Below are 16,388 nucleotides of genomic sequence, written 5' to 3'. Positions count from 1 at the left end.
ATGACCACTTTCACGCCCTTCCCCCCGCTCGCCCAGCTCGCCGCCGACCTCGCCGCCGGCCGGACCACGAGCCGCGCGCTCGTCGACGTTGCGCTCGACCGGATCGCCGACCCGTCCGGCCAGGGCGCCGCCGTCTTCACCGAAGTCGATGCCGACAACGCGCGCGCGGCCGCCGATGCGCACGATCGCCTGCGCGCCGCCGGCACCGTGCTGTCGCCGCTCGCGGGCATCCCCGTGTCGGTCAAGGACCTGTTCGACGTCGAAGGCCAGGTGACCCGCGCCGGTTCGCGCGTGCTCGCCGGCGCGCCGCCCGCGAAGGCCGATGCGGTCGCCGTCGCGCGCCTCAAGCGCGCGGGCGGGGTGCTGGTCGGCCGCACCAACATGAGCGAATTCGCGTTCTCGGGGCTCGGGCTGAATCCGCACTTCGGCACGCCGCGCTCGCCGTACCATCGCGACGTGCCGGGCGACGCACGCATTTCGGGCGGCTCGTCGTCCGGCGCGGCCGCGTCCGTCGCCGACGGGATGGCCGCGGTTGCGCTCGGCACCGACACGGGCGGCTCGATCCGTATTCCGGCCGCGCTGTGCGGGCTTACCGGCTTCAAACCGACCGCGAGCCGGATCCCGACGCGAGGCGGCGTGCCGCTGTCGACCACGCTCGACTCGTTCGGCCCGATCGGGCTGACCGTTGCTTGCTGCGCGCTCGTCGACCGGATGCTCGCCGGCCTCGAGCCGCACGTGCCGGCCGCGCGGTCGCTCGAAGGCGTCCGCCTCGGCGTGCTGACGAACTACGTGACGGACGGCGTCGATGCCGACGTCGCCGCTGCGCTCGACGTGTCGCTCAAGCACCTCGAAGCCGCCGGCGCGATCGTCACGGAAGTGCGTTTTTCGGCGCTCGACCGCCTGCCGGAAATCAATCGCTTCGGCTTCTCGCCGATCGAGGCGTACGCGTGGCATCGCCCGCTGCTCGCGGAGCATCGCGACCAGTACGACCCGCGTGTACTGTCGCGCATCCTGAAGGGCGAACCCGCGAGCGCGGCGGACTATCTCGACCTGCTCGCCGCGCGCGCGGCCATGCTCGACGAAGCGGCGCACACGGTGTGGTCGCGTTTCGATGCGCTCGTCGCGCCGACGGTGCCGGTCGTGCCGCCGCGCATCGCCGAGCTCGAAGCCGACGACGCCGAATTCACGCGCACCAACGCGCTGATCCTGCGCAACCCGAGCGCATTCAACTTCCTCGACGCGTGCGCACTGTCGCTGCCGTGCCATCCGCGCGACGCGGCGCCGGTCGGCCTGATGCTCGCCGCGGCGCCGCTTCGCGACGACGCGCTGCTCGCGATCGGCCAGTCGGTCGAGGCCGTGCTGAACACGATCCGGTAACCGCGCAAGCGCAATCACGGGCGGGCCTGGGGCGGCGCATGCGACACGTGCGGCGGGGTGCCGCACCCGCGCCGTCAGTTTCGTGCCAGATCGTTCGCGCTAAAATCGCGCGATTGATCATCGGACCGACCAACGACAGGAATCCCGCCGACATGAACGACTACCCGCTCGCCCTTCGCCGTGAACGCCGCTTGCTGATGCTGCTCGGCTGGGTGTGCATCGCCCTGCTGGCCGGCGCGCTGTACCTGCAGTACGTGAAGGGCGAAGATCCGTGCCCGCTGTGCATCATCCAGCGCTACTTCTTCGCGGCGATCGGGATCTTCGCGTTCCTGGCCGCCGGAATACGCAACTGGCGCGGCGTCTGGGCACTCGAGCTGCTGATCGCGATCGCCGCGGCCGCCGGCGTCGGCACGGCCGCGCGCCATCTGTCGATCCAGATGAATCCGGGCTTCAGCTGCGGCTTCGACACGCTGCAGCCGATCGTCGACAGCCTGCCGCCCGCACATTGGTTCCCGGGCATGTTCAAGGTCGCCGGCCTGTGCGAGACGGTCTACCCGCCGATTTTCGGCATCCTGCTGCCCGGCTGGGCGCTGATCGGCTTTGCGGTGATCCTGATCGCCGTCGTGTCGAGCCTCTGGCGCCATCGCCACAAGCTCGCGGGCTGACCATCCGCGCCGCGCGGACAGTCCCGCCGACCGGCGCCGCGCCGTCGGCAGCGCCCGCTCGCCCGGCAGCGCCGATAGCACGCCGCGCGGTGCGCGTTCTGCACGCCGCGCGTAAACACCTACCCCCGCCGCCGCCCGGATCCCCGGGCGAACGCGCGTCGCATGACATCGCGCTCGCGCCCCGCCACACAAGCGTTCCGGCCCGATGCACGCGCATCGGGCCCCCGATCCCGCGCGGCGGGCCTATGATCGACATGATCGCCGTCTGATAGCCCGGATCACCGTCCGGCGATGTTCCCGTCGCTTTGCGGTGCTATCTTCGTGGCTGGATGGCGATCTACGTGCGCGAGGCTAGGCGGTCTCAACACCTGCGTAACGCGCGCCCGATCCGCAATGTCGACTGGATTCATCATGACAACGCAAACCATCCGCATCCGTCACCCTCATGGCGTCCGCGCGTCCCGCGGCGTCGTTCTCGCGCGCCGTCGGCGCACGACCGCCGCCCCGCATCCGCCGTGCGGCCGGTCCGCGCCGCTCCCGTCCGTCCTCGTTGCCGCCGCGCCCGCCAGCCCGCGCGCGTCGTGCCGCATCGTCCCGAACGGAGCGTGCTGATGGAAGCGTGGCTCGGCGATCTGCAGCAACTGCTCGCGCACGGCGAAGCGGCCGTGCTCGTGACGGTCGCGCACACCGACGGCTCCGCGCCGCGCGAGGCCGGCACCAAGATGCTCGTCACGCGCGACACGGCCCGCCATACGATCGGCGGCGGTCATCTGGAATGGAAGGCGATCGAGATCGCGCGGCAGCTGCTGAAGGACGGCGCGCACGTGCCGCACGCACGCCGGCTCGAACGGCTCGCGCTCGGGCCGAGCCTCGGCCAGTGCTGCGGCGGTGCGGTCGTGCTCGCGTTCGAGCGGCTCGACGTCGGCGATCTCGGCTGGATCATGTCGCTCGCGAAGCGTGTCGCGGCAGGCGCCGCGACCGTGCGTAGCGTATCATTCGGCCCCTCGCCGGGCGCGCCGCTGCTGAGCGAACCCGAATCGGCAACCGCGCGTGCCGATTGCCTGCTGTGGCAAACGGGCGGCGTGTCGCTGATGACCGAAACGATCGCGCCGTATGCGTTCCCCGTCATGCTGTTCGGTGCCGGGCACATCGGCACCGCGCTCGTGAAGGTGCTGGCGACGCTGCCGTGCCACGTGCGCTGGATCGACGGGGCCGATGCGGTGTTCCCGCCGGCCGACGCGCTCGCCGGCATCGGCAATCTCGCGATCGATGCGGTGGCCAGCCCGGCCGATGCCGTCGACGCAGCGCCGCCGCACACGTACTTCGTCGTGATGACGCACGACCATGCGCTCGATTTCATGCTGGCCGAGCGCATCCTGCGACGCGGCGACTATGCGTACTTCGGGATGACCGGCTCGCACGCCAAGCGCGCGCAGTTCGATCACCGTCTCGCCGCGATCGGCATCGACCCGGCGCAGGTCGCGCGGATGCGCTGCCCGATCGGCGTCGAAGGCATCATCGACAAGGCGCCCGAAGTCATCGCGATCTCGGTGGCCGCGCAATTGCTGCAGGCCGTCGAGGCGAATGCGCCCGCGCAGGTTTCCCCCACATTCTGACCGACCAAGAACGACGCCATGACCCCGACATTCAAGGACAAGATTGCCCGCGCACCCAAGGCGGAGCTGCACATCCATATCGAAGGCTCGCTCGAGCCCGAACTGATTTTCGCGCTCGCGCAGCGCAACGGCGTGAAGCTCGCATACGACTCGATCGACGCGCTGCGCGCCGCGTATGCGTTTACCGACCTGCAGTCGTTCCTCGACATCTACTACGCGGGCGCGAGCGTACTGCTGACCGAGCAGGATTTCTACGACATGACGGCCGCGTACTGCGAGCGCGCGCTCGCCGACAACGTCGTCCACACCGAACTGTTCTTCGATCCGCAGACGCACACCGAGCGCGGCGTGCCGATCGAAACGGTCGTCGCGGGCATCGACCGCGCGCTCGCCGATGCCGAGCAGCGCGGGCTGTCGAGCAAGCTGATCCTGTGTTTCCTGCGTCACCTGTCCGAAGACGACGCGCTCGCGACGTTCGAATCCGCGCTGCCGCTGTTCGAGCGCTATCGCCATCGCCTGATCGGCGTCGGCCTCGACTCGTCCGAACTCGGCCACCCGCCGACGAAGTTCGCGCGGGTGTTCGAGAAGGCGCGGGCGCTCGGCCTGAAGCTCGTCGCGCATGCGGGCGAGGAAGGCCCGCCCGCCTACATCCACGAAGCGCTCGACGTGCTGAAGGTCGACCGGATCGACCACGGCGTGCGCAGCATCGAGGATGCGGCACTCGTCGAACGCCTCGCGCGCACCCGCACGGCGCTCACCGTGTGCCCGCTGTCGAACCTGAAGCTGTGCGTGTTCGACGACATGGCGAAGCACACGCTGAAGGCGCTGCTCGATCGCGGCGTCGCGGTGACCATCAACTCGGACGATCCGGCCTATTTCGGCGGCTACGTCAACGACAACTACTTCGCCACCGTCGACGGGCTGCAACTGACCGACGCCGAAGTGCACACGGTGATCCGCAACGGCTTCGAGGCGTCGTTCATCGACGCCGCGCAGCGCGATGCGCTGATCGCGCGTCTCGATACGTACTGGCAGTCCGCGTAACGCGCCGGCATCGAGGTTCACCAGACAGATGAAACACCGCAACGACATCCGCCTCGCGCCGACCGGCCCGGCATTGCGCCGCGCGGCCCGTGCACCGTGCGCGCGTGCGGGCATCGCGTGCGTCGCGAGGATGGCGGCGGCACGGTCCGCCGCCGCTCGCGCGCGCCTGTCGTTGCGGGCCGTCGTGCCGTTCGTCGCCGTGCCGTTCGTCGCCGTGCCGGTCATCGCCGTGTCGGTCGCGATTGCCGCTGCCATCGCGGCGCAGCCGCCCAGCCGTCATGTGTCGGCTGCCCTGGCCGCTGCGCTCGGGTGTGCAGTCGCAGCCAGCCGCGCGTCAGGCTTCGCGCCCGTGCCGCTCGGCATCGTCGCCGCGTGCGGACACCGGCTGCGCCGTCCATCCTGTCGCGCGCCCGGCGCCGACCGTTTTCTTCTGTTCGCCTTACCTTGATGCAGGACCATTCGTCATGACGCAAACCGCTTTCCGTTCCCAGCTGCTGACCTTCAACGGCGACCCGGCGCAGTCGAGCCAGGCCGCGAACTACGAGACCGACGGTCTGCTGATCGTCGACGACGGCAAGGTCGTCGCGGCCGGCCCATATGCGAAGCTCGCCGCGACGCTCGCGCGCGACGCGATCGTCCACGACCTGCGCGACAAGCTGATCGTGCCCGGCTTCATCGACACGCACATCCACTATCCGCAGACGGACATGATTGCGTCGCCGGCGCCCGGCCTGCTGCCGTGGCTCGACAAGTACACGTTCCCGACCGAGCGGCAGTTCGGCGATCCGGAGCATGCGCGTGAAGTTGCCGATTTCTTCGTCGACGAACTGCTCGCGTGCGGCACGACGAGCGCGCTGGTTTACTGCACCGTGCACAAGCAGTCGGCCGATGCGCTGTTCGCGGCGAGCGACGCGCGCGATCTGCGGATGATCGCGGGCAAGGTGCTGATGGATCGCAACTGTCCCGAGTTCCTGCGCGACACCGCGCAATCGGGCTATGACGACAGCGCCGAGCTGATCGACCGCTGGCATGGCAACGGCCGCCAGATGTACGCGCTCACGCCGCGCTTTGCGCCGACTTCCACCGAAGCGCAACTCGAGGCGTGCAGCGAACTCGCGCGCCGCCACCCGGACGTGTTCGTGCAGAGTCACGTCGCGGAAAACGTCGATGAAGTGAAATGGGTGGCCGAGCTGTTCCCCGGCCACCGCAGCTATCTCGACATCTACGATCGCTACGGGCTGCTGCGCCCGCGCGCGGTGTACGGCCACTGCATTCACCTCGACGACGAAGACCGCCGCCGGATGGCCGAAACGCGCACCGTCGTCGCACACTGCCCGACGTCGAACTTCTTCCTCGGCAGCGGCCTGTTCGACTTCGACAAGGCCGGCGAATACGACGTGCCGGTCACGCTCGCGACCGACGTCGGCGGCGGCACGTCGTTCTCGATGCTGCAGACGATGAACGAGGCGCACAAGGTCGCGCGGCTGTCGGGCCACCACCTGACCGCGACGCGGATGTTCTGGCTCGCGACGGCCGGCGCCGCGCAGGCGCTCGATCTCGTCGACACGGTCGGCACGCTCGCGCCGCGAACGGAAGCGGACTTCGTCGTGCTCGACCCGCAGGCGACCCCGCTGCTCGCGCGCCGCACCAAGCGCGCGGATTCCCTCGAGGAATTGCTGTTCGCGTTCGCGCTGCTCGGCGACGACCGCGCCGTGTACCGCACGTACGCGGCCGGCCGGCTCGTGCACGAGCGCGGCGCGGCACGCGGCGCCGCCGCGTAACGCCGTTTGCCTTCCCCTGCTCCAGCGTACGCTGTCGCGCGTGCCGGAGCCGATGGATTCGCGCGACGCACCGCGCGCGGCACGCGTCGTGCTAGAATTCGGCCCTCATTGGGGAGTAGCCGCTCCGCTCGATGTCCCGCGCTCCCGGCGCGCATCGTGACGGAGGCGTCCGTCAACAGACTTGGCCGTTCGGCCATGGCGGACGCAGCCACCAAGGCCTGGCGAGACCGATGGTTCACTGCGCGCCGCTTCAGGGCCCGGCGCGCGGCGGATCGTCGCTCGCACGCACAACATCGGCCCGTGGAACCCCATACGTGTCTCAAGCCTTCCTGATCTCCACCGGCGCCGTCGCCCTCGCTGAAATCGGCGACAAGACCCAACTGCTGTCTCTCGTGCTGGCCGCGCGCTATCGCAAGCCGGTGCCGATCATTCTCGGCGTGCTCGTCGCGACGCTCGTCAACCACGGTTTCGCCGGCGCGCTCGGCGAATGGCTCGGCGTGCTCGTCACGCCGTCGATCATGCGCTGGGCGCTCGCGTTCTCGTTCATCGCGATGGGGTTGTGGATTCTCGTGCCGGACAAGCTCGATGCCGACGAAGCCAACGCGACGCGCTCGCGCCTCGGCGTGTTCGGCGCGACGCTCGTCGCGTTCTTCCTCGCGGAAATGGGCGACAAGACGCAGATTGCGACCGTCGCGCTTGCCGCACGCTTCCAGGATTACATCGGCGTCGTGGCCGGCACGACGTTGGGGATGATGCTCGCGAACGTGCCCGCGATCCTGCTGGGCGACCGTTTCGCGCACCGCCTGCCGACGAAGCTCGTGCACGGCATCGCGGCCGTGCTGTTCGTCGTGCTCGGCGCACTGGCGCTGTTCGGCGTCGGGACCTGACGCATGCGGGCGTGGCGCGGCCGGGCGGCCGCGCCGATGTCGATGTCGCGCGTTACTTCGCGGCCGCCGCACCCGATGCCGGCACGGCGGGCACCGCACGTTCGTTCGCGGCCGGCGGCACCGCCGGCCCGCCGCGCTTGTCGACCGGCAGCCGCACCGTGCGGATCGCGCCGTTCGCGAGCGGGAAATCGGCAAGCGCACTGCGCGCGAGGAACGGCATCGCATACATCAGCGCGCCGTTGTCGCCGGTGGTGCGCGCGGTCACGTTATAGACTTCCTTGCCGGTCGCGCGCTCGGTGATCCGGATGCCGAGCGTGTAGTCGAAGACCTGGTACGTCTGCGCGACGTAGCCGGCCGGCACCGGCCCCCAGGGCCCCCACGGGCCCCACGGCCCGCCTCGCCAGTACGGCCCCGGCCCCATGAACCACGGATCGTAGTAGACGGGCTGCGGCACCGTCACGAGATCGCTGCCGACGCCGTACGTCAGCCCGACCAGGTAGCGCGCCTGCGCGGTCGGCACCTGCCGGAACGCATACGCGGACAACTCGTTCGCGACGATCGGCTCGTAGGTCGACTGTTCGATGCTGTGCTTCTGCGCATCGGTGCGCGTGAAGGCATAAGTGCGTGTCGCGTCGCTGCCGCTCCAGTCGGAGAAGGCCGTGACCTGCGTTGTCACGTAGCTCGTGCAGCCCGCCAGCAGCGCCACGCACAGCACCGCCGCCCAGCCCGCACCGCGTTGAATCCATTCGCGTTTCATGTCGATCCTCGTCGATCCGTCACCCGTTCGTCGCACCGCGCGAAGCGCACGGGATGCCGATAATACGCGGACTGCCGGAACCGGTAAAAAGTTCGCCCGACACGCGGCCGCAAGCCTTTGTACAATGGGCCGATTCGCCCGGCCCGTGTTGCCGGCCCGATCCCCACTCCACCGATCTCGACGACCATGTCCGACAACGCCTCCTCCACCGTGATCCGCCGCGCCGACTACACGCCGCCGGCGTTCCTCATCGATTCCGTCGCACTCGAATTCGATCTCGCGCCGGCCCGTACGATCGTCAGGAATACGATGCGCGTGCGCCGCAATCCGGACGCGGCACCCGCCCCGCATCTGGAACTGATGGGCGAAGCGCTCGAATTCGTCGGCGCGCATCTCGACGGGGCGCCGTACGGCGCGGTGCGCGCGCACGAACACGGGCTGACGGTCGAAAACGTGCCCGATGCATTCGAATTGACGCTCGACAGCGCATGCGCGCCGGACCAGAACACGACGCTGTCCGGTCTCTACGTGTCGAGCGGCAACTTCTTCACGCAGTGCGAGGCCGAGGGCTTTCGCCGCATCACCTATTTCCTCGATCGCCCCGACGTGATGGCGTCGTACACGGTCACGCTGCGCGCCGACAAGGCCGCGTACCCGGTGCTGCTGTCGAACGGCAACCTCGTCGATTCGGGCGAGCTGCCCGACGGCCGCCACTTCGCGAAATGGGAAGACCCGTTCAGGAAGCCGAGCTACCTGTTCGCGCTCGTCGCGGGCAAGCTCGTCGCGATCGAGGAGAAGATCACGACCGGCTCCGGCAAGGAAAAGCTGCTGCAGGTGTGGGTCGAACCGGCCGATCTCGACAAGACCCGTCACGCGATGGATTCGCTGATCCACTCGATCCGCTGGGACGAGAAGCGCTTCGGCCTCGAGCTCGATCTCGACCGCTTCATGATCGTCGCGGTCGGCGACTTCAACATGGGCGCGATGGAGAACAAGGGGCTCAACATCTTCAACACGAAGTACGTGCTGGCGAACCCCGAGACCGCGACCGACACCGACTTCGCGAACATCGAATCGGTGGTCGGCCACGAGTACTTCCACAACTGGACCGGCAATCGCGTAACCTGCCGCGACTGGTTCCAGCTGAGCCTGAAGGAAGGCCTGACGGTGTTCCGCGACCAGGAATTCTCGGCCGACATGGCCGCGGGCGACGACGTCGACTCGGCGGCCCGCGCGGTCAAGCGCATCGAGGACGTACGCGTGCTGCGCCAGCTGCAGTTCGCCGAGGACGCGGGCCCGATGGCGCACCCGGTGCGCCCGGAAAGCTACGTCGAGATCAACAACTTCTACACGATGACCGTCTACGAGAAGGGCTCGGAAGTCGTGCGGATGTACCAGACGCTGTTCGGCCGCGACGGGTTCCGCAAGGGGATGGACCTGTACTTCCAGCGCCACGACGGCCATGCGGTGACCTGCGACGACTTCCGCCACGCGATGTCCGATGCGAACGGGCGCGACCTCGCGCAGTTCGAGCGCTGGTACAGCCAGGCCGGCACGCCGCGCGTGTCGGTGCGCACCGCGTACGATGCAGCCGCGCGCCGCTATACGGTCACGCTCGCGCAAGGCTACGGCGCTGCGTCGGCGGCCGCGCGCGAAACGCAGCAAGGGCCGCTGCTGATTCCGTTCGCGATCGGCCTGATCGGCCGCGACGGCCGCGACCTGCCGTTGCGGCTCGACGGCGAAGCGGCCGCGGCGGGCACGACGCGCGTGCTCGACTTCACCGATGCCGAACAGGCGTTCACGTTCGTCGACGTGCCGGAAGCGCCGCTGCCGTCGCTGCTGCGCAATTTCTCGGCGCCCGTGATCGTCGAATACGACTACAGCGACGACGACCTCGCGTTCCTGCTCGCGCACGACAGCGACCCGTTCAACCGCTGGGAAGCCGGCCAGCGCCTCGCGACGCGCGCGCTGCTGACGCTCGCGTCGCGCGCCGCCGCGCATGAGCCGCTCACGCTCAGCGAGAACTTCGTCGCCGCGTTCCGCCGCGTGCTGACCGACGCGAGCCTGTCGCCGGCGTTCCGTGAACTCGCGCTGACGCTGCCGTCGGAAACCTATCTGGCCGACCAGATGGCCGAGGCCGATCCGGCTGCCGTGCACCGCGCACGCCAGTTCGTGCGCCGTCAGCTCGCGACCGCGCTGCGCGCCGAGTGGCTCGCCGCGTACGAGCAGCACCAGACGCCAGGCGCGTACGCGCCGACTCCCGAAGCATCCGGCCGCCGCGGGCTGAAGAACCTCGCGCTGGCGTATCTCGCCGAACTCGAGGATCCGGCCGACGCCGTGCGCATCGCGACCGCGCAGTACGACGACGCCAACAACATGACCGATCGCGCGGCCGCGCTCGGCGCGCTGCTGTCGGCTGCGGCCTCGGGCGCGAACGATGCGGCCGAACGGGCGCTGGACGACTTCTACCGCCGCTTCGACAAGGAAGCGCTCGTGATCGACAAGTGGTTCGCGATGCAGGCCGCCCAGCGCGGCACGCCCGCGCAGCCGACGCTCGCGAAGGTCCGCAGGCTGATGGCGCATCCCGCGTTCAATCTGAAGAATCCGAACCGCGCACGCTCGCTGATCTTCAGCTTCTGCGCGGCGAACCCCGCGCAATTTCACGCGGCGGACGGCTCCGGTTACGCGTTCTGGGCCGAACAGGTGCTCGCGCTCGACGCGATCAACCCGCAGGTCGCCGCGCGCCTCGCACGCTCGCTCGAACTGTGGCGCCGCTTCACGCCGGCGCTGCGCGACCGGATGCGCGAAGCGCTCGAGCAGGTCGCGGCCGGGGCGAAATCGCGCGACGTGCGCGAGATCGTCGAGAAGGCGCTCGCGTAACGCGCACTGTCGCATCGCGTGAGTGCGCGACGAAGCCGGCGCCCCGTTGCGGCGCCGGCTTTTTTATTGCTCGAGTGATTGCATGAACGCGGGCGGGGTCGGAGCCGGACACCGCTTCAGCCGCCCGGATTTCCCGCCGCCGCAGCGCGCATTCACCGCGTCAGCCCCGCGTCTTCCCCGCCGCAACCCTGCCGCAGTTCGGCCGCAGCTCGCCCGATGCGGCCGCCCGGCCGTGTAACGGGACGAAAAAAGCCGGCGGGTCGGGAAGCACGGCAGGTAAAATTGCGGCAATTCAAGGTTTTTTGGCCTTTCGGAGTCAAGTCATGTCCATTGCCCGCCGCACCACGCTGTCCAAGTTCCTGATCGAACAGCAACGTGAGACCAACAACCTCCCCGCCGACCTGCGCCTGCTGATCGAAGTGGTCGCCCGCGCGTGCAAGGCGATCAGCTACAACGTGTCGAAGGGCGCGCTCGGCGAAGCGCTGGGCACCGCCGGCAGCGAAAACGTCCAGGGCGAAGTGCAGAAGAAGCTCGACATCCTGTCGAACGAGATCCTGCTCGACGCGAACGAATGGGGCGGCAACCTCGCCGCGATGGCATCGGAGGAAATGGAAACGTTCTTCCCGATCCCGGCGAACTACCCGCGCGGCGAATACCTGCTCGTGTTCGATCCGCTCGACGGCTCGTCGAACATCGACGTGAACGTGTCGATCGGCACCATCTTCTCGGTGCTGCGCTGCCCGGACGGCAAGCAGGCCACCGAGGAATCGTTCCTGCAGCCCGGCACGGAACAGGTCGCGGCCGGCTACGCGGTGTACGGCCCGCAAACCGTGTTCGTGCTGACGACGGGCAACGGCGTGAACTGCTTCACGCTCGACCGCGAAGTCGGCTCGTGGGTGCTCACGCAGAGCAACATGCAGATCCCGGCCGATACGCGCGAATACGCGATCAACGCATCGAACGCCCGCCACTGGTACGAACCGGTCCAGCGCTACGTCGACGAACTGAATGCCGGCAAGGATGGCCCGCGCGGCGACAACTTCAACATGCGCTGGATCGCATCGATGGTCGCCGACGTGCACCGGATCCTGAACCGCGGCGGCATCTTCATGTACCCGGCCGACAAGCGCACGCCGGATCGTCCGGGCAAGCTGCGCCTGATGTACGAAGCGAATCCGATGTCGTTCATCGTCGAACAGGCAGGCGGCGCCGCGACGACGGGCACCCAGCGGATCATGGAAGTGCAGCCGACCGGCCTGCATCAGCGCGTGCCGGTGTTCCTCGGTTCGAAGAACGAAGTCGAGCGTGTGACCGGCTATCACACCGAAGGCAAATAAATTTGCACTGCAGCACTAGACGAAGGTGCGAGACGTCAGTAGAATCGCGCCTTCGCGATGTGGCCCTAACCGGCCGCATCGCAGTGAAGTGAAAGCGGGCAGTCCGCCGGATCGATGGTTTCGCGAAGCAGCAGCAGCAAGCTGAAAAAATTTCGCAAAACCTATTGCCAAGATCTCGGATTTGACCATATAATTTCATTTCTCTGCTGCCGGTGTAGCTCAGTTGGTAGAGCAGCGCATTCGTAATGCGAAGGTCGTAGGTTCGACTCCTATCTCCGGCACCAAGATATAAAGGCCTGACAAGTGATGCTTGTCAGGCCTTTTCTCTTTTCCGGCTGCTCTGGCCAGCCACTCAAACCACATTTCCGGCTGCGATTTCCGCTACCCGAAATCGTGCGCCCGCCCTCTCCCCGCCAACACCGCTTGCGGGCATCCCCCGACTCACGCGCCGCGCACCGCCGATTACAATCGCCGCATCACCCGCCCTTCCCGAGCATCATGCGCACCTGGCGTCTCGAGCGACCGAACCTCAGCGGGCAGCTGGATGTATCCCGCGCGACTGGTCTCGTCGCCGCGATCGGCGGCAGCGAGCCGAACGCGTTCGCCGGCGAAGTCCTGAAACTGTTCGACGATGCGCTGTCCGTCACGCAGTGCACGATCTTCGCGTACGAGTTCGGCAACCGGCCGCGCACGATATCGGTCGCCGATCATCGCGGCGGCCGCTACCTGCGCGATGTCGCCGACACCTATGCACGACATTTCTACACGCTCGACGGCAATCAGAAGATCGTATCGGCCGCACACCGCGGCACGCGTCGCCGCGACGTGCTGCTGCATCAGCAGGCCAGCGACGAAATCGGCCACGACGCATACCGCGCGGCCTGCTATCGCGGCCCCGACGTCTCCGACCGTCTCGCGCTGCTGATGCAGCCGAACGATTCGGCGTGGCTGTCGATCAACCTGTATCGCGCGCATCGCAGCGGTGCGTTCCAGCCGCGCGAAATCGCGGCCGTCGAAACGCTCGCGCCGCTGATCGCGCAGGCCGCACAGCATCACTACACGCTCACGGGTTCGGCGCAGATCGGCATCCCGCAACGGATGCTCGCGCGACTGCGCGCCGCATGCCCGGCGTTGTCGAAGCGCGAGCTCGACGTGCTGCGCGGCGTACTCGAAGGCCAGACCGCGCACGAGATCGGCGAAACGATCGGCGTGAAGGCATCGAGCGTCGTCACCTACCAGAAGCGCGCGTACCGGCGCCTCGGCATCTCGAGCCAGCGCCAACTGTTTGCGCTGTGCCTGCAACCGTGAACACGGCCTGCCCGCGCTGACCGTATCGGGGTAAATCCCGGCCCGCCGACTGTCGTTCGCCGTACCCGGAATGGGGACAGCCGAGCCCCGCGCGGCTTCCATACTGCATTGACCTGCCGCCCGCATCGCGTGATTGCGTGCGCGTTCGATCACCGCAACCTGGAAGCCAACGATGGGCATCGAATTCAAGCCATACCCGTTCGTCGCCGAACGCTACCCGGCGCACCTGCCGGCCTGCACCGACGGCGTCGATACGCAGCGACACCGCGTCGCGATCGTCGGCGGCGGCCCGGTCGGGCTCGCCGTCGCGCTCGGCCTCGCGAACCACGGCATACGCAGCGTGCTGCTCGAAGCCGACGATTCGGTCTGCCACGGCAGCCGCGCGATCTGCATTTCGCGACGCAGCCTCGAGATCATCGAGCGACTCGGTGCGCTCGACGACTTCCTGCGCGTCGGGCTGCCGTGGACCGGCGGGCGCAGCTTTTACCGTCACGACGAAGTGCTGCATTTCACGATGCCGCAGGACGAGAACCAGAAGCTGCCGCCGATGGTGAACCTCGCGCAATATCACATCGAGCAGTTCCTGCTCGATGCCGCGCTGCGCCGCCCCGCGCTCATCGAGATCCGCTGGCAGACGAAGGTCGCGGGCGTGACGCAGCACCCGGACGGCGTGCGTCTGGACGTCGCTACGCCACTCGGCGGCTACGCGCTCGACGCGGACTGGATCGTCGCGAGCGACGGCGGACGCAGCACGATGCGCGATGCGCTCGGTCTGTCGCTGCGCGGCACGACCTACGAGGGCCGCTATGTGATCGTCGACATCGCGCTCGACAGCGACCGGCCGACCGAACGGCTCGCGTATTTCGACCCGGCGTCGAACCCCGGCTCGACGGTGCTCGTCCACAAGCAGCCCGACAACGTCTGGCGTATCGATTACCAGTTGCGCGACGACGAGGATCCGGAAGTCGCGGTGAAGCCCGAGAACGTGATCCCGCGCGTGCAGAACCTGCTCGACATGATGGGCGAGCGCGGCGCGTGGGCGCCGATCTGGATCACGATCTACAAGGCGAACGCACTGACGCTCGAGCGCTACCGGCACGATCGCGTGCTGTTCTGCGGCGACGCCGCGCATCTGGTGCCGATCTTCGGCGTGCGCGGCGCGAATTCGGGTATCGACGACGCCGACAACGTCGCGTGGAAACTGGCGCTCGTGATCCGCGGCCTCGCGTCGGATGCGCTGCTCGACAGCTATTCGGACGAACGCGTGTTCGCGACGCACGAGAACCTGCGCTACGGCACGAAAAGCACCGAGTTCATGGCGCCGCCGTCGTTTGCGTTCGACCTGATGCGCAAGGCCGTGCTGACGCTCGCGGTCCGGCATCCGGCGTTGCGTTCGCTGATCAATCCGCGCCAGACGTCCGCGATCGCGTATGCCGCGTCGCCGCTCAATGCGCACGAGCGCGATGCGTTTTCGGCCGGACCGGCCCCGGGCACGGTACTCGCGGAATGTCCGCTGATGCTGCACGCACCGCATGACGACGGCAACGACGCGAGCCCGACCCGCGGCCACCTGACCGAACTCGTCGGCCCGCGTTTCACCGCGCTCTGCTTCACGTCAGACGGCATGCCGCGCCCGCCTCTCGTCGACCTCGAACGGCGCCTGCAGCGCACCGGACTACCGTTCTCGCTCGTCACGCTGGCGCGCGGGGCGGCACCGCGACACCGCGCGTGCCGCGGCTACGATGCCGACGGCCGGCTGTTCGACCTGTACGGCGCACGCGAGGGCACCGTCTATCTCGTGCGGCCCGACGGCCATGTCCTCGGCCGCTGGCACGACGCACGCGCCGACGACCTCGGCAACGCACTCGAACGCGCGCTGCACCCGCGCACGTCGCCCGATCTTCAGGAGAACGCATGATGACCGACACCGAGCGCGACATGCTCTATACCGATCTGTGCCGCACGATGACGCGCATCGGCGAAACCGACGCATCGCTGCTTCTTGCCCGTTTCGCACTGCTCGCAATCGAAACGATCGGCGACGTCGCGACCGTCACCCGATTGATCGACGAGGCCGGCCACGGCCTGCCCGCACCAACCGAACCGGCGCCAGCACCCGGACGATGACGTGCGACGCAATCGCGCCGCTTCCGCCGCCCGTTCATTACAAGTTCATTTCATCTCGCCTAGCCTGCGCGTGCGCCGCGCCGTAGGCAGACGAATCGCCTGGAAAAACCCGTTAAGCGTGCATAACATTACTTAACGATTCCGACCCGTCTATCGCGTTACATTGCGTGGGCGGCGCGGCAGTCGCAAGCCGACGTCCGGTCATTTCGACTCAACATAGGAGAGGATCACCATGACTCATGGCTTGATTATGTGGCTCATCATCGGCGCAATCGCCGGGTGGTTGGCTGGCGTGCTCGTCAAGGGCGGCGGGTTCGGCCTGATCGTCGACATCATCGTCGGTATCGTCGGCGCGGTGATCGGCGGCTGGCTGGCCGCGCTGCTCGGCATCGGTATCGGCAGCGGCTTCATCGGCTCGGTCATCGTGGCGGTGATCGGCGCGGTGATCCTGCTGTCCGTGATCCGGCTATTCAGGCGAGCGGCCTGACGATCTTGTCGCGCGCCTTCGCGCGCGTTTTTGCATCGACGTGGCGCGCGGCATCCGCCGCGCGCCCCCGGACCGTTCCTCGGCGCGTTCCCCCCTGAAGGCCGCCCGCGCGCCCGGCGGGC

At 68.2% G+C, this 16,388-nt stretch carries 14 protein-coding genes, 1 tRNA gene and 1 riboswitch; of the genes, 14 read left to right on the top strand and 1 reads right to left on the bottom strand.

Going from position 1 to position 16,388, the window contains the following annotated elements:
- The 7 genes from O1Q03_RS24915 to O1Q03_RS24885 all read left to right on the top strand — a co-directional run bounded on the left by O1Q03_RS24915 (window position 1) and on the right by O1Q03_RS24885 (window position 7,370).
- The gene (locus tag O1Q03_RS24915; RefSeq protein WP_269506680.1) at window positions 1–1,377 is read left to right on the top strand and encodes an amidase; all 1,377 of its coding nucleotides are present in this window, start codon (window positions 1–3) and stop codon (window positions 1,375–1,377) included.
- A 152-nt stretch (window positions 1,378–1,529) separates the two neighbouring features.
- A complete protein-coding gene (locus O1Q03_RS24910) occupies window positions 1,530–2,042 on the top strand; it encodes a disulfide bond formation protein B (RefSeq protein WP_269506679.1) in 513 nt (170 codons plus the stop codon).
- Window positions 2,043–2,653: 611 nt separating this feature from the next.
- A complete protein-coding gene (xdhC, locus tag O1Q03_RS24905) occupies window positions 2,654–3,658 on the top strand; it encodes a xanthine dehydrogenase accessory protein XdhC (protein ID WP_269506677.1) in 1,005 nt (334 codons plus the stop codon).
- A gap of 18 nt (window positions 3,659–3,676) precedes the next feature.
- Window positions 3,677–4,702, top strand: coding sequence for an adenosine deaminase (locus O1Q03_RS24900; RefSeq protein WP_269506675.1), 1,026 nt, complete (start codon window positions 3,677–3,679; stop codon window positions 4,700–4,702).
- 28 nt (window positions 4,703–4,730) lie between these two features.
- On the top strand, window positions 4,731–5,150 hold the full coding sequence (locus tag O1Q03_RS24895; protein WP_269506674.1) for a hypothetical protein: 420 nt from the start codon (window positions 4,731–4,733) through the stop codon (window positions 5,148–5,150).
- Window positions 5,151–5,166: 16 nt separating this feature from the next.
- A complete protein-coding gene (gene guaD, locus O1Q03_RS24890) occupies window positions 5,167–6,483 on the top strand; it encodes a guanine deaminase (protein ID WP_269506672.1) in 1,317 nt (438 codons plus the stop codon).
- 98 nt (window positions 6,484–6,581) lie between these two features.
- A riboswitch (yybP-ykoY riboswitch) is annotated at window positions 6,582–6,719 on the top strand.
- Window positions 6,720–6,797: 78 nt separating this feature from the next.
- Window positions 6,798–7,370: a TMEM165/GDT1 family protein gene (locus tag O1Q03_RS24885; protein ID WP_269506671.1), complete on the top strand. Its 573-nt coding sequence runs from the start codon at window positions 6,798–6,800 to the stop codon at window positions 7,368–7,370.
- Between the two features lie 52 nt (window positions 7,371–7,422).
- Here the strand turns inward: O1Q03_RS24885 and O1Q03_RS24880 are convergent, their stop codons facing one another.
- On the bottom strand, window positions 7,423–8,127 hold the full coding sequence (locus tag O1Q03_RS24880; protein ID WP_269506670.1) for a DUF4136 domain-containing protein: 705 nt from the start codon (window positions 8,125–8,127) through the stop codon (window positions 7,423–7,425).
- Between the two features lie 186 nt (window positions 8,128–8,313).
- On the opposite strand from O1Q03_RS24880, the gene pepN reads away from it, so the two are divergent.
- The 7 genes from pepN (at window position 8,314) to O1Q03_RS24845 (ending at window position 16,266) form a co-directional block, all read left to right on the top strand.
- The gene (pepN, locus tag O1Q03_RS24875) at window positions 8,314–11,007 is read left to right on the top strand and encodes an aminopeptidase N (protein ID WP_269506669.1); all 2,694 of its coding nucleotides are present in this window, start codon (window positions 8,314–8,316) and stop codon (window positions 11,005–11,007) included.
- 323 nt (window positions 11,008–11,330) lie between these two features.
- Window positions 11,331–12,344, top strand: a complete 1,014-nt coding sequence (locus tag O1Q03_RS24870; protein ID WP_269506668.1) for a class 1 fructose-bisphosphatase — start codon at window positions 11,331–11,333, stop codon at window positions 12,342–12,344.
- A gap of 208 nt (window positions 12,345–12,552) precedes the next feature.
- Window positions 12,553–12,628 (top strand) — tRNA-Thr (locus O1Q03_RS24865).
- Window positions 12,629–12,842: 214 nt separating this feature from the next.
- Complete coding sequence (locus O1Q03_RS24860) at window positions 12,843–13,652, top strand: helix-turn-helix transcriptional regulator (RefSeq protein WP_269506667.1); 810 nt, start codon at window positions 12,843–12,845, stop codon at window positions 13,650–13,652.
- 172 nt (window positions 13,653–13,824) lie between these two features.
- A complete protein-coding gene (locus O1Q03_RS24855) occupies window positions 13,825–15,570 on the top strand; it encodes an FAD-dependent oxidoreductase (protein WP_269506666.1) in 1,746 nt (581 codons plus the stop codon).
- Window positions 15,567–15,779, top strand: coding sequence for a hypothetical protein (locus O1Q03_RS24850; RefSeq protein WP_269506665.1), 213 nt, complete (start codon window positions 15,567–15,569; stop codon window positions 15,777–15,779). Before O1Q03_RS24855 ends, O1Q03_RS24850 begins: the two co-directional genes overlap by 4 nt.
- A 232-nt stretch (window positions 15,780–16,011) precedes the next feature.
- Complete coding sequence (locus O1Q03_RS24845) at window positions 16,012–16,266, top strand: GlsB/YeaQ/YmgE family stress response membrane protein (protein ID WP_269506664.1); 255 nt, start codon at window positions 16,012–16,014, stop codon at window positions 16,264–16,266.
- The last annotated feature ends 122 nt before the right edge of the window (window positions 16,267–16,388 follow it).

The sequence above is a fragment of the Burkholderia sp. IMCC1007 genome (genome assembly GCF_027257875.1).
Classification (GTDB): Bacteria; Pseudomonadota; Gammaproteobacteria; order Burkholderiales; family Burkholderiaceae; genus Burkholderia.
This window is presented reverse-complemented; position numbering and strand designations above follow the sequence as displayed.